At 44.2% G+C, this 25216-nt stretch carries 17 protein-coding genes and 1 tRNA gene; 8 read left to right on the top strand and 10 right to left on the bottom strand.

From position 1 onward, the window contains the following. Nucleotides 1–76, bottom strand: a tRNA-Glu gene (locus J9B83_RS13485). A gap of 131 nt (nucleotides 77–207) precedes the next feature. Here J9B83_RS13485 and J9B83_RS13480 point away from each other — a divergent pair. The 3 genes from J9B83_RS13480 (at nucleotide 208) to htpX (ending at nucleotide 3071) form a co-directional block, all read left to right on the top strand. Then, nucleotides 208–777 (top strand): YajG family lipoprotein, encoded by a 570-nt coding sequence (locus tag J9B83_RS13480; RefSeq protein WP_211537356.1) that lies wholly within the window; start codon nucleotides 208–210, stop codon nucleotides 775–777. A 130-nt stretch (nucleotides 778–907) separates the two neighbouring features. Beyond that, nucleotides 908–2125 carry a pyridoxal phosphate-dependent aminotransferase gene (locus J9B83_RS13475; RefSeq protein ID WP_211537374.1) on the top strand — a complete coding sequence of 406 codons (1218 nt, stop codon included), beginning with the start codon at nucleotides 908–910 and terminating at the stop codon, nucleotides 2123–2125. A 67-nt stretch (nucleotides 2126–2192) separates the two neighbouring features. Beyond that, a complete protein-coding gene (gene htpX / locus J9B83_RS13470) occupies nucleotides 2193–3071 on the top strand; it encodes a protease HtpX (RefSeq protein ID WP_211537355.1) in 879 nt (292 codons plus the stop codon). 95 nt (nucleotides 3072–3166) lie between these two features. Here the strand turns inward: htpX and J9B83_RS13465 are convergent, their stop codons facing one another. The 4 genes from J9B83_RS13465 to gcvT all read right to left on the bottom strand — a co-directional run bounded on the left by J9B83_RS13465 (nucleotide 3167) and on the right by gcvT (nucleotide 6841). Then, entirely contained in the window at nucleotides 3167–3886 is a 720-nt protein-coding gene (locus J9B83_RS13465; protein WP_211537354.1) for a flagellar brake protein, read from the bottom strand. 32 nt (nucleotides 3887–3918) lie between these two features. Further along, entirely contained in the window at nucleotides 3919–5064 is a 1146-nt protein-coding gene (locus tag J9B83_RS13460; RefSeq protein ID WP_211537353.1) for a 4-phosphoerythronate dehydrogenase, read from the bottom strand. After that, nucleotides 5045–5584 (bottom strand): elongation factor P hydroxylase, encoded by a 540-nt coding sequence (locus tag J9B83_RS13455; protein ID WP_328797742.1) that lies wholly within the window; start codon nucleotides 5582–5584, stop codon nucleotides 5045–5047. The genes J9B83_RS13460 and J9B83_RS13455 overlap by 20 nt, the downstream gene beginning before the upstream one ends. A gap of 156 nt (nucleotides 5585–5740) precedes the next feature. Continuing rightward, the gene (gene gcvT, locus J9B83_RS13450; RefSeq protein ID WP_211537351.1) at nucleotides 5741–6841 is read right to left on the bottom strand and encodes a glycine cleavage system aminomethyltransferase GcvT; all 1101 of its coding nucleotides are present in this window, start codon (nucleotides 6839–6841) and stop codon (nucleotides 5741–5743) included. A 378-nt stretch (nucleotides 6842–7219) separates the two neighbouring features. On the opposite strand from gcvT, the gene glyA reads away from it, so the two are divergent. The 3 genes from glyA to gcvP all read left to right on the top strand — a co-directional run bounded on the left by glyA (nucleotide 7220) and on the right by gcvP (nucleotide 11887). Beyond that, on the top strand, nucleotides 7220–8497 hold the full coding sequence (gene glyA, locus J9B83_RS13445) for a serine hydroxymethyltransferase (RefSeq protein ID WP_211537350.1): 1278 nt from the start codon (nucleotides 7220–7222) through the stop codon (nucleotides 8495–8497). Nucleotides 8498–8549: 52 nt separating this feature from the next. Further along, the gene (gene gcvH / locus J9B83_RS13440) at nucleotides 8550–8933 is read left to right on the top strand and encodes a glycine cleavage system protein GcvH (protein ID WP_211537349.1); all 384 of its coding nucleotides are present in this window, start codon (nucleotides 8550–8552) and stop codon (nucleotides 8931–8933) included. An 89-nt stretch (nucleotides 8934–9022) separates the two neighbouring features. Then, nucleotides 9023–11887, top strand: a complete 2865-nt coding sequence (gcvP, locus tag J9B83_RS13435; protein ID WP_211537348.1) for an aminomethyl-transferring glycine dehydrogenase — start codon at nucleotides 9023–9025, stop codon at nucleotides 11885–11887. 215 nt (nucleotides 11888–12102) lie between these two features. Here the strand turns inward: gcvP and J9B83_RS13430 are convergent, their stop codons facing one another. The 4 genes from J9B83_RS13430 to rluC all read right to left on the bottom strand — a co-directional run bounded on the left by J9B83_RS13430 (nucleotide 12103) and on the right by rluC (nucleotide 16130). Next, nucleotides 12103–12864: a CLCA_X family protein gene (locus J9B83_RS13430; protein WP_407944027.1), complete on the bottom strand. Its 762-nt coding sequence runs from the start codon at nucleotides 12862–12864 to the stop codon at nucleotides 12103–12105. 13 nt (nucleotides 12865–12877) lie between these two features. Next, nucleotides 12878–13324 carry a hypothetical protein gene (locus J9B83_RS13425; protein WP_211537346.1) on the bottom strand — a complete coding sequence of 149 codons (447 nt, stop codon included), beginning with the start codon at nucleotides 13322–13324 and terminating at the stop codon, nucleotides 12878–12880. A 147-nt stretch (nucleotides 13325–13471) separates the two neighbouring features. Then, a complete protein-coding gene (locus J9B83_RS13420; protein WP_211537345.1) occupies nucleotides 13472–14938 on the bottom strand; it encodes an anion permease in 1467 nt (488 codons plus the stop codon). A gap of 214 nt (nucleotides 14939–15152) precedes the next feature. Then, complete coding sequence (gene rluC / locus J9B83_RS13415; RefSeq protein WP_211537344.1) at nucleotides 15153–16130, bottom strand: 23S rRNA pseudouridine(955/2504/2580) synthase RluC; 978 nt, start codon at nucleotides 16128–16130, stop codon at nucleotides 15153–15155. Nucleotides 16131–16584: 454 nt separating this feature from the next. Here rluC and rne point away from each other — a divergent pair, with 454 nt between their 5' ends. Both rne and J9B83_RS13405 read left to right on the top strand, forming a co-directional pair. Next, nucleotides 16585–19830, top strand: coding sequence for a ribonuclease E (rne, locus tag J9B83_RS13410; RefSeq protein ID WP_211537343.1), 3246 nt, complete (start codon nucleotides 16585–16587; stop codon nucleotides 19828–19830). Nucleotides 19831–19947: 117 nt separating this feature from the next. Continuing rightward, nucleotides 19948–21597 (top strand): SulP family inorganic anion transporter, encoded by a 1650-nt coding sequence (locus J9B83_RS13405; protein WP_211537342.1) that lies wholly within the window; start codon nucleotides 19948–19950, stop codon nucleotides 21595–21597. Between the two features lie 98 nt (nucleotides 21598–21695). Here J9B83_RS13405 and J9B83_RS13400 read toward each other — a convergent pair whose 3' ends face one another. Beyond that, nucleotides 21696–23018: an OmpP1/FadL family transporter gene (locus tag J9B83_RS13400; RefSeq protein ID WP_211537341.1), complete on the bottom strand. Its 1323-nt coding sequence runs from the start codon at nucleotides 23016–23018 to the stop codon at nucleotides 21696–21698. Nucleotides 23019–25216: the final 2198 nt, after the last annotated feature.

Here is a 25216-nt window from a genome sequence, read left to right as displayed (position 1 = left end):
TGGCGTCCCGTAGGGGGTTCGAACCCCTGTTACCGCCGTGAAAGGGCGGTGTCCTAGGCCTCTAGACGAACGGGACAACGTTGCAAACTTGCTGTGTGAGCGGGTGCGTATATTACTGTTACTAAACTTAAAATCAACAGTTTTTTTTATTAATTTAAGCAACTTAGAGAAAAGTCGCTTTAGAAATCAATCTGATCGGAGTTTTTTATGCTAAACAAATCTCTTTTTCTAACCCTGTCGCTTTCAGCGCTTTTATTAGCAGGTTGTTCGACGACACACTATATAAGCATCGCTCCACAAACTAATGTGACCAATGAAAGCTTAACGAACGACAGAGTCATCGAAGTATCCACCAGCACAAAACTGACTAACAGCGTTGGCTCCATCAAAACTGGTATAAAAGAGCGTGCGGATATTTTCACAACCAATGACGTTACGCAAAGCGTTAAAGACAGTGTATTAAGCGGTTTGCGTGAACTAGGCTTTACACCCGATCAAGGCGTCATGCCGGCGGCAGACCTAAACATAGAAATCACCAAGATGAGCTATACCACTAAAGTAGAAACGTTAAAAACAGTGGCAACGCTAGAATTTGAATTGAAAACCACCCTCGCCGCCAAAGGCCAAACGTACAAGGCCAACTATGGCTCTCAAAAAGTGAAAGAGTACGGCACCATGCCCTACCAAAAAGACGTTGAAGCCGACATGAATGACTTGGCAAGCCAAACCGTAAATCGTTTGCTGTTAGACCCCAATATCTTAACGCTGCTTAAATAAAGTAGTCGACTCAAAAAGCAAAGGCCGCTTACTCTAAGTAAGTGGCCTTTTTGCTGAGAGGGCTACAATCGCCAGCGACTTAGGAGTAAAGTTGACGTCTACTCTATACAGCGTCAATAAGGACAAAGCGGTGCAAATTCGTAAATCAAACAAACTCGCTAATATCTGTTATGAAATTCGTGGCCCCGTGTTAAAAGAAGCGGTTCGCATGGAAGAAGAAGGCCAGCGTATATTAAAGTTAAACATAGGCAATCCAGCGCCCTTCGGCTTTGAAGCCCCAGATGAAATATTAGTCGACGTTATCCGCAACTTACCAACGGCTCAAGGTTACAGCGAATCCAAAGGGCTTTTTTCTGCTCGCAAAGCCGTCATGCAAAAATACCAAGCCATGGGCATTAAATCGGCCGATGTAAACCATGTTTGGATGGGCAATGGTGTTAGTGAATTGATCGTCATGGCAATGCAAGGGTTACTCAACGATGGCGATGAGATTCTTGTGCCAGCCCCCGACTACCCTCTTTGGACGGCGGCGGCCACTCTGGCTGGCGGTTATGTGAAACATTATTTATGCGACGAAGAGGCGGGGTGGCAACCAAATATCAACGACATTCGTTCGAAAATATCCAATAAAACCAAAGCGATTGTACTGATTAACCCAAATAACCCAACCGGGGCTGTTTATAACAAGGCTACTTTACAGGCTATTGTGGATGTGGCAGAAGAGTTTGGACTACTGATCTTCTCCGATGAAATTTATGACAAAATTTTGTATGACGACGCACATCACATCCCGACGGCAACGCTAACGGAAGGACGAGCGCCCTGCATCACCTTTGGCGGTCTCTCTAAAGTGTATCGTACGGCAGGCTTTCGCTCTGGCTGGATGGTGATTACAGGAGATCGTAGCGGCATTCAGGATTACATCGAGGGTTTAGACATTCTTAGCTCAATGCGCTTGTGCGCAAACGTACCTGCTCAGCACGCTGTGCAAACTGCCCTTGGTGGCTATCAGAGCATTAATGAATTGATCATCCCTGGTGGTCGATTTTATGAGCAACGCAAAGTGGCTTGGGAGGCGTTAGACTCCATCCCAGGTGTACACTGTCATAAACCAGAAGGCGCTTTGTATCTGTTTCCACGACTTGATCCGAAAATGTACAAAATCAAAAATGACATGGATTTGGTGTTGCAGTTTTTACGTGAAGAAAAAGTGCTTATTGTTCAAGGCACAGGTTTTAATTGGCCAACACCAGATCATGTGAGGTTCGTTTTTCTTCCCCATGTCGAAGAACTGGCACCCGCCATGGATCGATTCGCCGCATTTTTGAGTCGATTAAGAAAGCGCTAACACTTCTCTTGAAATAATCCAATAAAGCCCTACTATGCTCCTTAACAGTTTCTTAAGGAGCATATCAATGCGTATCATTCTGTTTTTATTAACCAACCTCGCTGTCATGGTGGTAGCGGGTGTGGTGTTAAGCCTTTTAGGTGTTAACGGCTACATGACCAGCAATGGATTAGACTTTACGTCACTGCTAATTTTTTGTGGTGTATTTGGTTTTACCGGCAGTATTATTTCGCTTCTATTGTCCAAATTTATGGCTAAACGTGGTTCTGGTGCTGTTGTTATCGAACAACCTAAAAATCACAAAGAAGTTTGGCTATTAGATACCGTAAAAGAACTATCGCATAAAGCAGGCATTCAAATGCCAGAGGTGGCTATTTTTCCTGCACATGAAGCCAATGCTTTTGCGACGGGTTGGAATAAAAACGCGGCTTTAGTAGCCGTTTCCAGTGGCATGCTAGACCGTTTTTCTCCTGATGAAATCAAAGCGGTTTTAGGGCATGAAATTGGACACGTAGCGAATGGTGACATGATCACCTTATCTCTGGTTCAGGGTGTTGTGAACACTTTTGTGATGTTTTTTGCACGTATCGCGGCCTATGCCGTGGACCAATTTTTGCGTAAAGACGATCAAGAAGGTTCAGTTGGCTGGGGCTATTACATTGCCACCTTCGTATTTGAGATTGTGTTTGGTATTTTGGCCTCTATGATTGTGATGTGGTTCTCTCGTTATCGCGAGTTTCGAGCAGACGAAGCTGGAGCGCGACTAGCGGGCAAAGGCGCCATGATCGCAGCCTTGGCGCGATTACAGCAAGAACACGAAGAAAGTCGCATGCCCGACTCTATGCTGGCGTTTGGTATTCGTCGCGGTAAAACACCGACCTTAGGTGAATTATTTTCTAGTCACCCGCCCTTAGACGATCGCATCAAAGCCCTTCAGGCACTTTAATTAAGTTGGTTTAGAAAACGCCAGATATAGCTCAAAAGCAAAAAACGCCAGCAACTGCTGGCGTTTTTTTAATAACTACATAACTTGATCGTTTGTTATTTTGCTTTATTGCGCTGTGTTTCTAATATAAACGCCATCAGCGGAATACCAATTTCTTTGCCAACATCTAAAAAGCGTACGCCATATACATAGAAATACTCGGCGCCCATTTTAGCTAAGAAATCATTATCAACCATACTTGCCTGTACCTGTTCGAGCATTTGAATGTCCTGAGAACGTATTTCGCAGTCCAACTTCAAAATGTGGCTAAAGCCACCAATTCGAATATTACAGATGAGGCGCATGGTTTCGTTAACAATGCCGAAATCGGTTTTTGAAATTAACTTAGCGCCACCCAAACTAAAATCCACAACAATGGCGGATGAGGCTTCTTGTATTGGTGTTTTTCCATTCGGCTCAAGGTTACAAATTAGACGAGTTTCAACGCGAACGGCTTGACGCACTTCCGATGTCTCAACATAACTTGGATTTAGAATGTGCAAGTGGGCCGCCGGCTCTAAATAACTTTTCGCAATTTTACTTGAAAAAGCGCAAACATGCGTGCTCAGCATCAAACGAACATTAACCACCTGACTTTCTCTAACTAGAATGTTTTTGCCTTTTATTTTAGGCGTTGAAACGATCAGAGAACGACCTTGAATACGCCCCAGCACTTTCACCATATACCGACCTGGAGGCGAAATAAATTCGATCTGAACGTTTGTCCCAATTGGAACGTCTAGGTCATCTAAACTGACCTGCATGACTCCTGCCATTTGCCCTTCCTACTTATTGTCAGTGCACTCTATTATTTAGGTGCTAAAAAACCCACTGCAGCCAACATGACATTTTGATCCGTATTAAGGCTGATTACTTGGCAGGTATTAAGCTCATCTCTTTCAACATAATGCTTTCGCAGCCAATCAAATGTACTGCTGTCATTTTTTTCACGATACTTGAAACGCAGTCTCGCGTCGTCTCTGGCAAGGTCATAAACGGCTTGTATTGCTCGCGCTAAAACCTCTTCTTTGCAGTCGCTAGCCTTGACGCTCAAAGTAGACACCCAGCCCAGACTTAGCGGCTGCTTAATTGGCAGGTTATCCAGTGGGATACCCAAATGGCGGCATAACCCTTGATATACCATTAAGGTCCCCTTTTCGCGGCCTTGCTTGCTGTAACCTGCAATATGAGGGGTGGCAATGTCAACGATCGACAGTAAATTAGGGTTGATCGATGGCTCACCAGCCCAAACGTCCATAATGAGATGTAAGTCGTGTTTCAGTTCTTTATGTCTCTGCATAAGAGCTTCTTCATCAATCACTCCACCACGGCCAGCTGATACTATTATGCTGCCGGCTGATAACAACGCCAACTCGTTAGCGCCTATCATGCCCTGTGTTGGGTAATCGCCAGTATTGGTGAGCGGTGCATGTAAAGAAATCACACCACAAGATAACACCTCAGCCAGGCTTACAAAATTCACTGTGTTAGCCTGAGCGGACGACGCTTGATAGGGGTCAAAAACACACACCTCGCAGCCAAGCTTTAAAAAGCGTTGGTAAACGGTGCGACCCACATTGCCATAGCCAACAATACCAATCTTCTTACTAAGCCAGGGTAGACCCTTCGTCATAAACAAATGACTTAAACCACTAAAAACATAATCCGCAACCGCCTCTGCGTTACACCCAGGAGCACTGGTAAAATCAATGCCTGAGTGCTTAAGATAAGGCAAATCGATGTGATCGACACCAATAGTTGCACTGCCTACAAACCTTACTTTACTACCCGCTAATAATTGTGAAGTCACTTTTGTGACCGAACGAACCAGCAAAACGTCGGCGTCTTTGACCTGCTCAGCGGTTAAAGTGCGACCATTTACCAAAGTAACCTGACCTAAATGCGAAAAAAGAGCTTCGGCATTCGGCATATTCTCATCTGCAATTATTTTCATACTGCTGTTGTAGAAATCCACTTAAATGATAATCGGGGTGGCGTTGCGCCAGTAAATAATGGGCAAAAATGCGTGCTCTTTCCGGCAAGGCATATTTGCAAAGGTAGCGTTCTACTTGTTGATAAACAGTGTGCGCAAACTCACTGGCATCATAATCAGGCAGTGATAAATTATCGACGCTAACACGAAAAGGCAAACCAGCTGACCAATGCAAGATACACTCAACGGCTTGAGGAACCACTTCAACGGATTCAAAACGTTGCTGCTTTGTTAAATCCCGTGTGTCGGATTCATACCAGTATCCGTAGTCTTCAAGCGTTCGCCTTTTTTTACCGGCGATGCACCAATGGCTTATCTCATGCAAGGCACTTGAAACATAGTCAAATCGAAAGAAAATTTTAGCCGGCTGCTCGTTGCTGATTGGAACATAAAGGGGTTCATCTGCCCCGCCAATAAGTCGTGTATTAAAATTGGCAAAAAAGCAGGCATCAAAAGCCGTAACTAATTGAGTTGCATTCACAAATGCCATTCTCCGAAAAGATAAGAATTATCACATAAGAAACAAAAATGCGCCACGCAAAGTATTTCTCTTCACGTAGCGCATTGTTAATTAAAAAGAAAAGCCAATTAAATTTGGCCTCTCATCTAATATTGGTTAGCCGCTTATTTTTGATGATTAGCCACGATAATAACGTGCAGGTACAAAAGGCATTGAGACTTTCTTTAAAGGAATGTGTTTGTTACGAACATTGGCAAATAAATTTTCCTCGGCATCTATCGATGCCATAGAAACATACGCCATAACAATAGGCCGTCCAAGTGTGGGAGAAAAACCGCCGCTGGTTACTTTACCCTTCTCAACACCTTCAGCATTGACAATAACAACCCCTTCACGAACAGGCGCTCGCCCATCTACCAAAAAACCGACTCTTTTCTGTGCCGGCTTTTGTCCAAACTGTGGAAGAATCACATCGGCACCAGGGAAACCACCTTCTCGTTCACCGCCTTCACGACGCACTTTTTGAATGGCCCAATTAATAGACGCTTCAACAGGTGTGGTATTGGCATCAATGTCATGCCCATACAAGCATAAACCCGCTTCAAGACGTAAAGAATCACGCGCACCTAGCCCAATCCACTCTACTTCTTCAAAGGCCAATAAGGCGCTCGCAAATGCATCGGCATGGACATTTGGAACAGACACCTCATAACCATCTTCACCTGTATAGCCAGAGCAGCTAACCCAAATCTCAACCCCTTGCCAGTTAAACTTTAAACTCTGCATAAATGTCATGGAGCTCACCTCTGGCACCATGTGAGCAAAAACTTGTCGAGCTTTTGGCCCTTGAATAGCCAACAAAGCGCGATCTTCAATCACATCAACGTCGCAGTCGGGCAACGACGCTTTTAAGTAAGCAATATCTTGGTCTTTGCAAGCCGCATTGACCACCATAAAAATATCTTCACCCCAATTAGCGAACATCAAATCATCGGTAATGCCACCTTGATCGGTCGTAAACATTCCATATCGCTGGGTATCTTGAGCCAACCCAATAACATCTACCGGTAATATTTTCTCTAAAGAAGGCTTAACATAATCCCCTTTTATGATCACTTGCCCCATATGAGACACATCAAATAAACCAGCATGATCACGCACCCACAAGTGCTCTTTCATAACTCCTAACGGGTACTGAACCGGCATTTCATAGCCTGCAAATTCCACCATCCTAGCACCGGACGCGATATGTTGAGCATACAAAGCAGTACGTTTCATAAATTAAGCCTTTTAATGTCTTGAATGTTGTACATGGCGTGTTTGTTTCCAATTGGAAACAGGGTATCGAAAAAATATGCATTATGACAACCCCTACGAGGCTTTTATTTGGTTGGTGAGCGATAAAAACGTTTGTATCTGTTGACAACATTTAAATGATTGGTCAATTAATAAAAGGCGATTGTTTAAAAATATTGGAATACTTACTGTTTCCAATTGGAAACTTTTTCATTATGATAGTGAAAAATGACGCGAATCAGATGATGATTGCCGCTCTTAGAAAGATGATCTTTTTTCATCATCTTAAACTGCCTTAGTGTTATTATACGCAAGACTCATTGTCTTTAGGCATACATGTTTATTTAAGAGGAATTACCCATGGCCAACACCGAAGCCTTTTTCAGCCAAACGTTAGCTGAACGAGATCCTGAACTTTTTGCAACCATTGTTGAAGAAGAAGAGCGCCAAGAAACTGGCATTGAATTAATAGCGTCTGAAAACATTACTTCAAAAGCTGTTTTAGAAGCTCAAGGCTCCGTTTTAACTAACAAATACGCTGAAGGCTACCCTAACCGTCGTTACTACGGTGGTTGTGAAGCGGTTGATGTAACTGAGCAGCTTGCCATTGATCGTGCAAAGCAATTGTTTAATTGTGAATTTGCAAACGTGCAACCGCATTCTGGCGCACAAGCAAACGGCGCAGTTATGCTAGCATTGCTTCAACCAGGCGATACCATTCTTGGCATGTCTTTGGACGCCGGCGGTCACTTAACCCACGGTGCGCCACCAGCCCAATCTGGCAAATGGTTCAACGCAGTTCAATATCAGGTAAACCCAGAAACCCTTCTGATTGATTACGATGCCATCGAAGCACAAGCATTAGAATGCAAGCCTAAAATGATTATCGCAGGTGGCTCAGCCATTCCTCGTGTCATTGATTTCAAACGCTTCCGTGACATCGCTGACAAAGTAGGCGCTTACCTGTTTGTAGATATGGCACACATTGCAGGTTTAGTCGCGACAGGTGCTCATCCGTCACCCTTGCCACATGCTCACGTTGTCACAACAACAACACACAAAACTTTGCGCGGCCCTCGCGGCGGTATGATTTTGTCCAATGATCTTGACCTTGGTAAAAAAATCAACTCAGCGGTTTTCCCTGGTTACCAAGGTGGCCCGCTTATGCACGTGATTGCCGGTAAGGCGGTTGCTTTCGGTGAAGCGCTTAAACCAGAGTTTAAAGAATACATTGATCAAGTAGTTGCCAACGCTAAAGCGTTAGCAGCGGTGATGATCGAACGTGGCTGTGACATTGTGACGGGCGGTACAGATAATCACCTAATGCTTGTTGACCTTCGCCCGAAGGGCTTAAAAGGTAACGTAGTTGATAAAGCGCTTGAGCGTGCCGGTATTACTTGTAACAAAAACGGTATTCCGTTTGATACTGAAAAACCGATGATCACATCAGGTATTCGTATCGGCACACCTGCCGCGACTTCTCGTGGCTTCGGTGTCGAAGAGTTCCAAAAAGTAGGTCATTTAATCAGCGACGTTCTTGATGGCCTGATTGATATGCCAGAAGGCAATCCAGAAGTAGAGGCGCGCGTTTTAAACGAAGTGAAAGAGCTTTGTAAGCGCTTCCCTCTTTACCGCTAATATCTCATGCCCAAAGGCGCTCCTTTGGGCATTCTTAAACAGGAGTGACACAATGAGCACGGTACTAGAAAACTTAAAGTACGCTGATTCCCACGAGTGGGTGTTGGACAATGGGGATGGAACAGTAACAGTAGGCATCACAGATCATGCACAAGACCTACTGGGTGACGTTGTCTATGTCGAGTTACCTGAAGTTGGATCGGAAGTAACAGCAACAGAGCAATTCTCTCTTGTTGAGTCAGTAAAAGCGGCATCTGATATTTATGCCCCAGTTAATGGTGAAATCATCGAAGTAAATGAAGACCTTAACGATGCTCCAGAATTAATCAACGAAGTACCTTTTGAAGGTGCCTGGATTGCTAAAATCAAACTTAGCGATGCAGCGGATCTAGACAAGCTTTTAGATGCTGCCGGCTACTCTGCCACTATCGAATAACAACAAAGGCTCTTTTTTACTTCGAATAAAGAGCCTACATTCTCTTGATCAACCTCAAACCTGATCTAATTTAAATAGGTAATTCAACCATGACTTCGTGCATCCGCGATTTGTTAAATAATGATGAGTTCATTGCTCGCCACATTGGTCCAGATAGCGCTGAACAAGCCAAAATGCTGGAAACCATCGGTATAGCTTCACTTCCTGAGTTGATTGAAAACACAGTGCCTGAAGCCATTCGACAAGCTAACCTAGACCTTTCTGCTCAGCCAGTGAGTGAAAGCGACGCCCTTGCACAACTTAAAGTCATTGCTAACAAAAATCAGGTCGCTCGCTCTTTCATTGGTATGGGTTATCACGACACCCACGTGCCCTCACCTATTTTACGCAATTTATTAGAAAACCCAGGTTGGTACACAGCGTACACACCTTATCAGCCTGAAATTTCCCAAGGACGCTTGGAAGCCTTATTGAATTTTCAGCAAGTCATTATTGATTTAACTGGCATGGAGATTTCAAACGCCTCTCTACTTGACGAAGCGACGGCTGCCGCAGAAGCCATGACGCTGATGAAGCGCTCCAATCGCAAGAAAAATAATCGTCTGTTTGTTGCTAGCCATTGCTTGCCACAGACCATTGACGTCGTCAAAACCCGCGCTGAATTGCTTGATATTGAGATCATCGTAGATGATATCGCAAATTTTGCACAGCACGATGTGTTCGGCGCCATTTTTCAATACCCAGGCATTGATGGCACTATTAGCAATCTAACCAGTATGATCGAACAGGCCCACGATCAAGGTGCATTGGTCAGCATCGCCGTCGATCTCTTATCTCTTGTGCTTTTGAAATCCCCTGGCGACATGGGCGCAGACATTGTATTCGGCTCAGCACAGCGCTTTGGCGTTCCAATGGGATTTGGTGGACCGCACGCCGCATTTTTGGCAACAAAAGATGCTTATAAGCGCTCTATGCCTGGTCGCGTTATTGGTGTATCAAAAGACAGTCACGGCAAACCCGCTCTTCGAATGGCAATGCAAACTCGCGAACAGCACATTCGTCGCGAAAAAGCCACGTCTAACATTTGTACAGCACAAGCTCTATTGGCCATGATGGCCGGCTTCTATGCGGTCTACCACGGCCCTGCTGGCCTTAAGAAAATTGCTCGACGCGTTGCCGCATTGACACACAGCTTTGCAAGTTCAGTTCAATCCGTTGGTTTTGGCACCAATTCAAGCTATTTCGACACCGTCATTGTAACCACTGACGAACAAACCGATGCCATCATGGCGAAAGGCGTTGCCAAGCTAATGAACTTTTATAAGCTGTCCAACACCGAAATCTCTGTTTCCCTTAATGAAACAACCACGCCAGCTGACTTGGTTGATTTGGCTGAATGTTTTGGTGCTACTCTGTCGATCGATGACATTACTGACGGTGCAGCGGGTTTAGGCTTCGATGCCGCCATGCTACGTCAAGACGATATTTTGACCCACCCGGTATTCAACAGCCACCACAGCGAAACTGAACTGATGCGCTATATGCATCAGCTAGAAGTGAAAGACATAGCTTTGAATCAAAGCATGATCCCTCTTGGTTCTTGCACAATGAAGCTCAATGCCGCCTCAGAAATGATTCCAGTTACCTGGGCCGAATTTGGACGCATCCATCCATTTGCACCAGAAAATCAAGTATCAGGTTATCATGCCTTGCTACAAGAACTGATCGATATGCTATCCAAAGCAACCGGATACGATACGGTCTCTTTGCAGCCTAACTCTGGCGCTCAAGGTGAATACGCAGGCTTGATCGCTATCGACAAGTATCACAAATCTCGCGGTGATCACGAACGTAATGTGTGCTTGATCCCAAGTTCTGCCCATGGAACCAACCCAGCTTCAGCCGCTTTGGCTGGCATGAAGGTGGTTATCGTTAAATGCGACGAGGATGGCAATATCGATCTAGTTGATTTGACCGAGAAAGCCGAGAAGCATGCTGCTCAACTGAGCTGCATCATGGCGACCTACCCTTCTACTCATGGCGTGTTTGAAGAACACATTCGTGAAGTGTGTGACATCGTTCATAAATTTGGCGGTCAGGTGTACATTGACGGCGCAAACTTAAACGCACTGGTAGGCGTTGCACCTCCGGGGACTTTTGGTGGCGATGTATCACACTTGAACTTGCACAAAACCTTCTGCATCCCTCATGGCGGCGGCGGCCCTGGCATGGGGCCTATCGGAGTGAAATCGCACTTAGCGCCTTTCCTAGCAGGTCACTCGGTAACACCCGTAATGGGCATGGCCGAACAACACGGCGCCATTTCAGCAGCGCCTTACGGCAGCGCAAGCATCTTGGTTATTACCTGGATGTACATCAAAATGATGGGGGATCAAGGTCTGCGCGACGCGACTTACAACGCCATTTTGAATGCTAACTACATTGCTAAACGCCTTGGTGATCATTATCCAGTATTGTATACCGGTAAAAATGGCGCAGTGGCTCATGAGTGCATCATCGACATTCGCCCTATCAAGGCGGAATCAGGCATCAGTGAAGAAGACATTGCTAAGCGTTTAATGGATTTTGGTTTCCATGCGCCTACCATGTCGTTCCCTGTTGCTGGCACCTTGATGATCGAGCCGACAGAATCGGAAAACATCGACGAGCTTGATCGTTTCTGTGACGCTATGATTCAAATTCGTAACGAAATCAGTAAGGTGCAAGATGGAAAGTGGCCAGTGGACGATAATCCTCTGGTTCACGCACCGCACACTGCCGACTGTTTGCTAGACGCGGAGTGGAGTCACGCCTATTCACGTAAAGAAGCCGCTTACCCACTTAACTGGATTAAAGCGCGCAAATACTGGCCACCCGTTGGACGAATAGACAATGTCTACGGCGATCGTAATTTGTTCTGCGAATGCCCACCGATCGACAGTTACGAAGAGTAAATACCTCGTAATGGTTGGTAGAAATTAGCCATCACTGTCGTATGAACAGTAATGTAAGAAAGCGAGCCATCATGGTTCGCTTTTTTTTGGTTTCTTATAAGTAGTCAAAGGGGAAAATAACATCAAGAAAGTAAGGTTAAGAACAGAGAGTAAGAGCTCGGATCAGTTATCAATAAATTAAATAAATAAATTATGTAATTTTCCTTTCGAGCTATTTAAGCCAACTCTCTGTACAAGGCACTGCCAAGTGACGAAAAGTAACGTTCAAATGCAGAGTTAATTCTGAGACGCTGATCGCCATGAGGGTATAACCCCGCTTTGGCTTCTTCTGAAAAACGTGTTCCTTTAACAAGAAAAGGGCTGGCGGGCGCGGCATCTTCAACAAACGCCTCAAAAGCCCTTGCGCACATTTCTTCTGGTTTTGCGTAATACAAAATATTCAATCGCTGATCTGCTTGTTGTGACGACAAAAACAAATTACTTGGTTTGTCGCCATCTTCGCTAAGTAATACAGTACGAAAACAGTTGGCTAGAAGTTGATTGAGTGGATGAGGTTGGCTGTTCTTGGACAAATACATAGGAGCACTGTCTATCCAGCACCGTGAAGCAAAATAGGACGACGGCTGATCTACAAACATCTTCTCACAAATAAAATGATCATAAGCGTGAAACCACTCATGAGCCAAAGCACCTGCACCGGCATTTTTAGCAAGAGACAATTGGCGCGTGGCTGGCATGTAATGAGCCGCAACACCGGGGCGCCCTCCTTTGCCGTATTGCAGTCCCAGTGTCCCTCTCAATGAAATCAGGTGTTCTGGGCCTTGCAAGATAGCCATTAAATCTTCAAGTGCTTGATGAAATTTAACGGCGGCGCGATCTCGTTCATCTGGTGTCACCCATCGTCCCATTTCGATGCTACGAAAATCAAAACGACGACGGATAGAAACAAAATTGATCGTTTGGTGAGAGTGAGTCAAAACCATTCCAAATTTAGGAAAGCTGGCGCTTAATGTCTTCTATACTTTCGTCTCGAGCCGATTTAAGCAATGACAAAGTTTCTAAAGCTTCCCTCTTTAAACGTTCTGTTTTGATAGGGCTCGCATCTAACAAGGACAATTCAAAGCGATCAAGTAACGCATCGTACTCATCTTGATAAGATTCTTCTATCAAAGCCAAAGCCAATAACGTTTGATCGCTACAATTCTCGCTAGTGTTTTTTTGGATAAAAGCAAGAGAGTTTTCGAAGAAAAGAGTGCTTAAAGACTCTGGCAGAACGGATCGATCGAGTCGCTCCGTTCTTTTTTCTTCTGTCAGAACGCGTGCCTGTAAAGCCTCCGCTTCATAAGCAACCGTAGCGTGAGCTATGCTCAAAGGCAGTGTATTCAATGCCAAAATAGCGGTTAACGACTGAAGTTTTTTTAATAATGCTTTTTTCATATTTACCTTCTTACTGCGCCTATGCGGAGCGATTAAGCCTGCCTGATGAAGATCATAAGCAGACTTATCAGCAAGAACAACGCTTTAGTGGAGGATTCACATTAGAACCATATCTTTTTCACCCCCAATAAAGTTGACCTTAATCGACTACCAATAACCTAGCACCTTCCACCAAAGGCCACCCACTACTCCCCAGACAGCTAAGTTGACAATACTCATAATAAAGCCCATCACCCACCAGTTTTCCATGGACACATAACCAGAACCGAAGATGATAGGGGATGTACCTGTCGCATAATGCGTTAGAGACATCATCAAAGAAGACGCACCGGCCAACAATAGCCCAAGGTATAGCGGTGGAGCACCTAAGGCCAAACCCGCAGCATAAAAAGCCGCAAACATGGCTGTTATGTGCGCTGTCGTACTGGCAAAGAAATAATGCACATAAAAATAAATGGCCACCAGGATAACCACAGAAATAGCCCAATCAAACCCAAGATGCTCAATATTGCTTTCAACAACATGGGAAAACCAAGTCACCAACCCTAGTTTGTTTAAATAAGTTGCCATCATCACCAAAGCAGAGAACCACACTACGGTATCCCAAGCCGATTTTTCTTTCAGAACATCATCCCAACTCAATACCCCAGTGACCAACAACACAGACAAGCCTAAAAAAGCCACGGCTGTAGTATTAACAGCTAAGTCAGGGCCAAAAATAGCCGCCGGAACACCAGCCCACAACACAAGTAACATAGCAAATACAGCCACCATGATCTTCTCACCGTAAGACATGGGCCCCATTTCTACCAATTTTGATTGAGCATAAGTACGAGCGTCTGGTGTGCTCTTGATTTCAGGGGGATAGATGGCGTAAACAACCAAAGGCACTAAAGCGATACACACTAAACCAGGCAATAAAGCCGCTAATGCCCAAGTCCCCCATGTAATGCTGATATCTGAGCCTGTCGCATCTGCAATCAATTTTACAATGAGCGGATTTGGCGCGGTTGCTGTAATAAACATGGCCGATGTAATTGGGTTGATATGATAATTCACCAAGGCCAAATAATGCCCAATTTTTCGTGATGTTCCTTCTTCTGGAGAAGAACCAAAGCTACTAGCAATAGACTTCATAATAGGATGAATAATACCACCCCCACGCGCAGTATTACTTGGTGTAACCGGAGCGATGACCAATTCAGAAATGGCCAAAGCATACCCAATGCCAATGGTTTTCTTGCCAAATAAAGAAATGAAGTAATAGCCGATGCGATTGCCTAACCCTGTTTTAGCTAGACCTCGAGATATAATAATAGCAATACCAATTAACCAGATAAGAGAATTTGAAAAACCACTAAGGGCATCTTTGATCGCCCCCGAAGGGGAGTCGTTGGTGACTCCAGTAAGCGCAACTAGAGTAATTGCCAAAATGGCCAAAGCCCCTATCGGCATTGCCTTTCCGATAATTGCGACAACAGTGCCAACAAATAAAGCCAGTAAATGCCAAGCATTTGATGTCACACCTTCTGGGACAGGCACAACAAACCAAATCATTAAGGTGGCTAGAATGGATATCAATCCGGGGATAATTCGAACACTCGCGGTTGTCATCTTGTTTTCCTAAACAGTCATTAAACACTCCCTACTACCTTAAGGAGTTACCTCAACTATAGTAGAGGATGCTGATCTAGCAAGCGATGACGTATGTCAGAAAGAGCGAAAAGGATGATTTATATTTATGAATACTTTACTACAGCAAGGCCATCAGCAAAAAAGCTTGCCGAAGCAAGCCTTTTCACTATAGCGTTTATCTATTTATAGTCTTTTAGGCATAAACAGATGTTAGCGTATCATTCATCAAGTTTTGCCATTCCTTATCCAAAGGCGCTTCAAACAGCATCCTTTCGCCATTAAGCATAATATCAAGGCGGGTAGCGTGCAGGCATAAGCGTTTAAAACCAAGCCCCTTGGTTTCTTTTAACAATTCAGTGCTCGCGTATTTTTCATCACCAACAATAGAGTAGCCTGCGTGCTGAGCATGCACACGAATCTGGTGAGTTCGGCCGGTAACAGGTTCACACTCTACTAAACTGTATCCTTCGAACTGACGAACTAACTTAAATCGCGTTAAGCTTTCTTTACCATCCGTGTGTACTTTGACCACTCGATCGCCAGATTTAAGCTCATTTTTCAACAGCGGTGCATTCACTTGTAATTTGCGCTTTGGCCAACTTCCATACACCAACGCCATGTAGGTTTTTTGCACCCCTTCTTTTTCTCGTAGCGCAGTATGCAGCTCTTTGAGAACGGCGCGCTTTTTCGCAACCATAATCAAGCCGGAAGTATCACGGTCTAAACGATGCACTAGCTCAATAAACTTTTCCAATGGTCGTATTTGTCGAATCACTTCAACCAAGCCAAAACTTAAACCACTGCCACCGTGTACTGCCAATCCTGAGGGCTTATTAATGACGATCAAGCCTTTGTCTTCGTAAACGATGCGCGCTTCGATGTCGTTTTTGAGTCGATCCGATAAGGTTGGTTTTTCTGACTCTGGGGTAATAACGATAGGTGCAATACGGACAATGTCTTCATTTTGTAAACGATAGTCTGGCTTGGTGCGTTTTTTATTGACGCGAATTTCGCCTTTTCTCAGTAGGTTGTAAATCTTTCCTTTAGGCACACCTTTTAACAAGGTAACCAAGAAATTGTCGATACGTTGCCCCGTATTATTGTCATCAATGGTGACATAACGAACCGCAGGACGCTCCGTTAAATTTTGTTCTGAATCCGACTTAAGCAAAGATTGGTTTCCTTTATAATTGAAGCACTTAGTTTTTACTGTTATATTCACAACCGCAAAGGGTAAGAGGCAACAAAACACCTCGAAGATAAGAAGTAGAATTTAATGACCATTACCAAAGCGACACTTTGGCTCCTATCTTACCTCTGTAACAGTTAATCTTAAATAATAAACCGCATGATTCGGAAAAATCCGCTTCAGTGAAGGCACTCTCATTATATTGCTCGACCGCGCGTTCGCGTTGTTTCGTAAAAAGCAAAAACGAGACCGGTTAAAAGAGACTATTTGGTATTAATCACGGCAGCGACCGCATAAAAGCGTTTAACATAAACGAAACGTGTACTCCTCTCGTCAGAAAAAACTGAATGACTTACTCTAAGCTGAGTCAGATTTATTAATGGTTACCTTTCACTGTAGTGGCGTTTTCGCATCAGCTAACAGAGTTCACTACACAATGATTAGAATGCTTATAAATGCAACCCAACAAGAAGAGTTGCGCGTTGCCCTAGTTGATGGCCAACGTCTTTACGACCTAGATATCGAGTCCGGTTCACGCGAACAAAAGAAATCCAACATCTATAAAGGCCGAATTACTCGCATTGAGCCGAGTTTAGAAGCTGCGTTTGTTGATTTTGGTGCAGATCGCCACGGTTTCCTTCCTTTAAAAGAGATATCCAAAACTTATTTTTCTAAAAAATCCAATCATGAAGGCCGAGTTAACATCAAAGATGTGTTGACCGAAGGTCAAGAAGTCATTGTTCAAGTAGACAAAGAGGAACGCGGCAACAAGGGTGCGGCGCTAACCACTTTTGTGAGCTTAGCAGGTCGTTATTTGGTGCTTATGCCAAACAACCCTCGTGCTGGTGGCATTTCTCGTCGTATCGACGGTGATGATCGCTCTCAATTAAAAGAAGCCATGTCTGGCTTAAATACCCCAGAAAACGGCGGATTAATAGTTCGTACTGCGGGCGTGGGTCGCTCTACAGAAGAGCTGCAGTGGGATTTGGACTACCTAGACACACTTTGGAACTCCATCACCAAAGCGGCGTCTGAAAAACCAGCACCTTTCTTGATTTATCAAGAAAGCAACATTGTGATTCGTGCGATTCGTGACTATTTGCGCGAAGACATTGGCGAAGTTTTGATCGATGAAAAAGGCGCGTATCAAGATGCCATTAACTTTGTGATGCAGGTCATGCCGCATTTCAAATCACGCATCAAGATGTACACTGACACCACCCCTCTTTTCAATCGCTTCCAAATTGAAAGCCAAATCGAAACGGCTTTCCAACGCGAAGTACGCTTACCATCTGGTGGTTCAATCGTTATTGACCCAACAGAAGCTTTAGTTTCTATCGACATCAACTCCGCTCGCGCAACTAAAGGCGGCGACATCGAAGAAACCGCACTGCAAACCAACGTAGAAGCCGCGGATGAGATTGCTCGTCAATTGCGCCTTCGTGACATCGGTGGCTTAGTGGTAATCGATTTCATTGATATGACACCAGTGCGTAACCAGAAAGAAGTCGAAAATCGCATGAAAAATGCGCTTGAAGCCGACAGAGCGCGGGTTCAAATTGGTCGTATTTCACGCTTTGGCCTACTCGAAATGTCACGCCAGCGCTTGCGTCCATCATTGGGCGAAACCAGCGGAATCGTTTGTCCTCGTTGTAATGGACAAGGCTTTATTCGCGATGTGGAATCCCTAGCGCTTTCTGTATTACGTTTGATCGAAGAAGAGTGTTCTAAAGAACGTACCGCGCAAATTCGTGCAGTATTACCAGTGTCTGTTGCGACTTTCTTGTTAAACGAGAAGCGCACTAACATTGCGAAAATCGAAAAACGCAACAATGTGCATATCATTCTTGTGCCAAACCCGCACATGGAAACACCGCATTTCGAGGTAGAGCGTATTCGTGATGACAGCACTGTCGTGATGCAAAACGAGAACAGCTACAGCCTGGTAGACACGCCAGAACAACCTCCTTATGAGCCTCGTAAAGCCGCTGACAATGTGCGCCCTCAAGCCGCTGTGACCAGCATAGCACCAAAGTCTCCTGCACCTGAGCACACGGAGGCCGTAGCACCAACGCCTACTGCCCCTAAAGTGGCAGAAGCAGCGCCAAGTAAACCAGGTTTGTTTAAGCGAATTTTAAATGCTTTATTTGGTGAGCCTCAGCCAGTAAAAGAGCAACCAGCGGTCAAGCCAGTGGTAAAAGCTGAGCCTAAGCAAGAGCGCGAAACAAGCAGCAAACCTAATAATCGTACCAATAAAAACAAGCGCACGGTTAAACATCAAAACAGCGATCGTGAAACAACCTCTAGCGAGAACAACCGCTCAACTCGTCAATCACGTCGTGAACAAGCGGAAGCTGGAAAAGGCAATAATCGTCGTAACAACAACCGTGGCAACAAAGCGGATCAGCAAGACAATCGCCCTGAAAAGCAAGAAGCAGCTGTAAAAGCAACTCCGCGCCAACCTCAGAAGGAAGTGCCTGAAGTTAAAGAGCGTAAGCGCGACAGAAATGACAATCGTCGTCGTAACGGCAAGTTAAAAGACGAAGCATTGGAAGCGACTAAATTGCAAGAACAAGAAGCTGCTACGCAAGAAGTGGCTGAACAAACAGCTCAATCCGCATCAAACAACGAAAACGGTGATGAGCCACAACGTCGCTCACGTCGTTCTCGACGCTCACGTCGTCCTCAAAAAGATGAGAACAATGCTCAACAAGAAAATGTTGATACAGCCAATACTGAGCCAAAAAATGTCGAGGCCAACGTTGCTGAAGCAGCTGAAGCAAAAAGTACAGATTCAAATGCTCCCGTTGCGACTCCAGCGGCTACAGAAAAACCGGTGCAAAGCGAAGAAAACACGACAATCGCTGAAGAAGTTGCAGCTGAATCATCAACAGAAGCTAAAGTGGAAGAAGTAACTACTGCTTCCTCAGACGTTCCTGAAAATAAAGTAGTAGAGACAACACCAGTAGAAGCGGTCGCAAAAGAAACAACAGAAGAAGCTTATGTCGCAGTCGAGCCTGAAGTCAATACACCGGAAGCACAAGAAGCAGCAACAGTAACAGAGCAAACCGTTGCTTCACTTGAAACCGAAGCAGAGACAAAACCAGCTGCGGAATTACTAGAAACAGCAACTGCTGATGTAAAAGATACGGATGCAGAAGTCGTTAATACGACCAAAGTGGTTGAAGAGAAAGCCGAAACAAACGCCAAGGTGGATGTTGAACCAGCCAAAGCAGAAACGCCTGTTGTTGAAGAGTCAGTGGCTGAAGTATCACTAGAAGAGCCTGCAGTTGTAAAAACTAAGGAAGAAGTAGCTGTTATTTCTACTGATGCTCCGGTTGAAACTGAGCAGAAAAAAGCCGAAGTTGATACAGTGACAGAAGTCGTGAGCAAATCAGAAGATACGCCGGCGTTAGAGCCTGCTCGTTCTTCTCGTACGCCTCGTCGTGGACGTGGTAAGCCAGTAGCCAAGCAACCAACGGCGGATGTCAAAGCGCCAGTAGAGTTACCCGCTGCTATTTTGGCCCAGCAAGAGAAAATGCGTCAAGAACTAGTAGAGAAACGCAGCAATGCAAGCTCTCGCCGTCGCGCTTCCGCTGGACGCGTTAAAAATGACCCTCGATTAGCATCGACTCAGAATACAAAAGATGGCTCTGCCTCAGCTGAATCAACCGCTGATTAATCGCCGTTGTCGTTAGTAAAAAACAAAGAGCCCGCCTATGCGGGCTCTTTTGTAACCATTGGTTAAACATGGCTTTACACTAAGATTCTTGTATCAATCACGAACAGGTAATAAACAATGATCATGGATTTTTCACGCTTTAAAGACTGGTCTTTTACAGGTGATTTATTTGGTGGTGCCACCACAGCGATTGTCTCTTTACCGCTTGCTTTAGCATTTGGTGTCGCTTCGGGAGCTGGCGCTGAAGCAGGATTATGGGGGGCTATCTTAGTCGGTTTTTTTGCGGCCCTTTTCGGCGGCTCCACCAGTTTGATTTCTGAACCTACTGGCCCTATGACTGTCATAATGACCGCGGTGCTGACCAGCATGTTGGCTAGCAGCCCAGAAGGTGGTGTGGCGATGGCGTTTACGGTCGTCATGATTGCCGGATTGTTTCAAATCACCCTTGGTTATTTGAAACTCGGCAAATACATCACCTTGATGCCTTACAGTGTCATTTCCGGTTTTATGTCGGGGATTGGTGTCATATTAATCATTTTGCAAATCGCCCCCTTTCTTGGACATGCTTCGCCTTCGGGTGGCGTCATGGGAACATTGACAGCCTTACCTTCTCTGATTGTTAATTTAAAGTTTTCTGAACTCTTTTTAGGTTTACTCACTCTTGGCGTATTGTTTTATCTTCCTAAGCATTGGCGTCGCTTTGTACCACCACAATTGGTTGCTTTAGTCGCTGTAACTCTGGTTTCAATTGTTTTATTCAATAACGACGATGTTCGCCGTATTGGTATCATTCCTTCTGGCCTGCCCTCTATTCATTGGCCGCACTTTCAAGCCGATGTGATCATGGAAATGGTGATCAATGGCTTGGTACTAGGCACATTAGGTTGTATCGATACCTTATTAACCGCCGTAATTGCTGACAGCTTGACCCGAAAAGAGCACGACTCGAACCGCGAACTTATCGGACAGGGATTGGCGAATTTCTTTTCAGGCCTATTGGGCGGCTTGCCAGGTGCGGGCGCGACAATGGGCACTGTGGTGAACATTCAGACTGGAGGTAAATCTCCATTAGCGGGCATCACTCGGGCTTTGATTTTATTAATAGTGGTTCTAGGTGCTTCCCAGTTGATTAGCCCAATCCCGATGGCTGTTTTGGCGGGTATTGCCTTGTATGTTGGGATCAACATATTGGATTGGAGCTTCTTAAAACGCGCCCATAAAATCGCCTTATCACCAACCATCATCATGTACGGTGTCATGGCGCTAACCGTGTTTGTCGATTTAATGGTGGCTGTTGGCATTGGAGTATTTATTGCCAACATCATGACCATTGAGAAATTGAGCCGATTACAATCTGGTAATGTAAAAGCGATCAGCGATGCGGATGACGACATCTCACTTGCAGACGGCGAAAGAGAACTGTTAGATCAAGCCGATGGCAAAGTGCTGCTGTTTTACTTATCCGGCCCTATGATCTTTGGTGCCAGTAAGGCCATTGCAAAACACCATAATCGAATTCACAACTACAAGGCAGTGGTATTGGATTTGAGCGCGGTCCCCATGATGGATTTAACCATCAGTTTGGCGCTGGAAAACGCTATCAAAGATGCGATTGAAGCAGGTTGTGACGTGTATATATTCAGTCCGAATGGCCAAACCACAGAGCGACTGGAAAAACTCGGCGTATTAAAACGCCTACCTCACAACGCGTTTTGTGATTCTAGGAAGTCTGCACTGCAAGAAGCCGTCAATCATCTTCCAGCTTGATTGCTCTTGATCTAAATCTTTAAGCGCTAAAGTAAAAAACCATGTTGATCTATTTTGATCAACATGGTTCTAAGTATTCAATGCGCTTTAGAGAGCCGTTAAAAAGCCATGTTCATCGCCACTGAAATGACATTGGCAGAGGAACTGTAATCAGTCTGCAAAGTGCCGCGCGCATCATCCTCATCTAAACTAGTACGATTAACCGATACGTCTTTGATTTTCACATGGGTAAAGGCGAAGGTTGCTGACGTCATGTCATTGAAATCGTAGGTTGCCCCAACAGACAACCATTTGCGATCGCCATCTGGTGTACGAGCTGATCGATATTCATCATTTGCAGGAGAATTATCCATAGCAATACCCGTACGTAAGGTCAATTTTTCAGAATAAGCATAGGTTAAGCCCGCTGAATACATCCATTGATCTTCAAAACCAAAGGTTAACTCTGAATTTGGTTGATCACTTTCAAAGTCGATATCAAGTCCATCTAGCGAACTCCAGCCAGTCCTGATGGCTGACAAGCCAAGAGTTAATTTTTTACTTAGCTCATGCTCGAAACTTAATGTAATAACAGAAGGCATAGTAACAGAGTCACTTATATCAGTATCAATAAGTTGATACATCCTGTTGTTTTGTAAAACCCCATTAAGTAATTGAGAAACTCCTGAATATTTCACATCTCCTTCGAAGTCAAAATCAATTTCACTGCGGTAGCCTAAACCGACGCGCGTGCCTTTCACAGGTTCGAGCATCGCACCGAAACTGTAACCCACTGCAGTGTCTTCAGCTTCTATGCGGCCAATACCCTCGCCACCAGCATTTGAATTTGATGAGCCGACTGCTGATTCAAGAACAATTTCAGCCTTATGTACCTGTACACTGGCACCCACAGAGGCCCAATCGTTGACTCTATGAGCTAAGGCGAAACTCAAGGCAATATCTTGCACAGCCGTTTCTGTTGCGTGAAAACGGCCCGCCCAATCTTGATCGTCATCCCCTGATAAGCCGAAAGGCACGTTGAGGGAGATACCCGCTACGGTTTTGTCTGATAATGGCTTTGCAAAATAAAAGGATGGCACCAAAGTATTGTTAACAGAATCACCAGATGCCCCATCACCAGATATATCAGAGCCTCCAAATGCAGCTGCATCTGTTGCAGAATTCACCGTCACATCCATACTTGGCATCACGTATGCGCCAGACACATAGAAGGTGGTTTCTTTGGCGTTGGTGAATAACGCGGGGTTCCAGTAGCTAAATGAGATATCAGCTGTGGAAGCTGCAGCGCCAGCCAGCGCAGTACCAGAGGCAGTGGCACTGTGATCATTAAGGGCAAAACCCGCAGAGTAGGCAGAAGATGCCGCCGCGACAGACACGGCAACAAGGCTTGCTTTAAACAAGACAGCAGAAGAGTGTTTCATAAATAAGCTCCATTGTTATTTTTATTAGGAATTTTATTTTTTTGTCATCTAATTGTGTATACGCTTCCATACGAAAGCACATAGCCTGATATTACCAATATGTATTTCTTAAGCAATACATTATGCAAAATTTACCAAAATTATTTTCACCATAAGAAGCATTGATACCCGCATCCACAGTAAGTATTTCTCTACACATTTTCAAACTCAAGTGTGTTCTTTGTTGTAACCCTTTGTATTCACGCTAAAATAGGTCGTTTGTCTGGCATATTGATTAAGTTAGCACGCCATTCTGCAACCATTAGGGTGATGTTCAAACCTCTATCGTTAAACAAGCTGAAATTGTCCGATGAGTCTGCGCTCAAGACGCTATTGAAAATGTACAAACATCACAATCAAACCTTGGCTTGTATCGTTAGCAAACACAGTTTCTGATGAAAGCAGCTTCTTCTTAGAACAGAGCCCTGTCCTATAGATACGACAATTATCAGAATGGAACACACTGCAGATAGCCATAGACGCTGGGGCAGGCTTCTCCGACCTAGCTAAAGCTCAGCCGCAAGAAAAAGAGTAATTTCGAAAGCGTAATTTACTGGCTTTCATAGCCGTTGCGTCTATAGAAAAGCCAGTAAATCATCAAATTTCTGAGGTTATATCTAAATAAGCGAAAGTCAAAAACACCCATAAATAGTAATTAGTAGACCTTAACCTGCAAAATTAGAGTAGAAAAGCAATAAAACTGGCCACAGATTGGTCACAAAATAGCAAAATTGATTAGCTTTATAGCAAGTGAATATTAATTTAAAAAAACTAGATTGTATAATAAAGGTAACAGAAAAGGTTTAACTATAGCTGAAAGGCTTGGTATGACTGAGTTTCGAGGCTTTATGAATTGCTTGAAATACTGACAAAAAGTTGGTGGGTGTGGAGGGGTTCGAAATTCGCCTTGTAAGGGCGAAAAATCAATCCATCTGCATCCAACCTAAAATCACCTTATATGCAATTTACAAAAAAAATCCTTATAAATCAACGAAAGATATTTTTATTTTTTCTTAAAGTAACTTGTGTTTTGAAGAGCAGCATTTAGTTTAGTAAAAAAAATAAAAAAATCTTGGTCACAATTTTACAACCCTTTTTTCCTCAAGGCCACTTCATTAAAATGACTATCGCTCAAAATCAGAGCTAGGTAGCATCTAGAAAACCGATTTTAAGGTTAAAAAATGCCTACTTACACTGTATTTCTGCGATCAAACCTCAGCTCATAAATCTACCCATTCAGTACAAAAAGTACGTTATGCTTTACCACCAAACCATTCAATCACTCAATATCAACATAATTTCCAATAAATAATGCATACAAAGACATTATTTTTATAAAAATCATTACATTGAAAGGATTTCAGTCCCTAAACGCATATTCATGCCGTCTCTGTATTAGAGCCTGATCATGTCACATCAAGTCACTGTGCCGACAGGGAACGCAACAACAAACATCATAAAACGCGCAAAGAGATTTTATTGACTTGAGTGGATGACCTGATGCCATGGGATCAGCTTGAAGCGCTGATCGAACCTTTTCGTTACCCAAAGGCTGGAAAAGGAAAAAGGTCGTAATCTCTATAGCCCTTCTGTGCTTACGAAGTGTGTATTTCGCCAACTCGCTTTAAGCCTCTATCCGTAGTTTGTTTCATTACTAGTTGTTTCGATAACACTGTAAAGTGCCACACTCTATTTTGTTCCGTTACCCGGATTAGTGAAACACTAGTTTCTACGGCTAATCACGAAGAATTGAATCACTCGTTATGCTCGATTCTTGTCGTACTTACAGGCTTCTTCAAACGCGTCGATGAGATACAGCTTTGTGATGTGATTGATCGCCATGGTTGCTTTTACCCAACCTCCCTTCGGGCAGGCATGCCATTTTACATTTCAATATATCTTCGTAATGTATTTGGCCAGCGTTACCTTGGTCGACTTGTATGCTAGGTAGCCATCCGCATTCAAACAATCATCGAAGTATTTTAAAACCCAATGGCATATTGAGCACTTCATGTGGGTTGGAAGTCGTACAAAATTTATACCTAGAATAAGCCATGTTCAAGTAATACAACATTGAACTAACCCCCTGTGTCAGGATAGTTGTCGCCTCATTTGTTATTTTAAATAAACAGGGGACGGTAAGTGAAAACCAGTGGATT

It is taken from the genome of Marinomonas vulgaris, assembly GCF_018145875.1.
Lineage (GTDB): Bacteria > Pseudomonadota > Gammaproteobacteria > Pseudomonadales > Marinomonadaceae > Marinomonas > Marinomonas vulgaris.
This window is presented reverse-complemented; position numbering and strand designations above follow the sequence as displayed.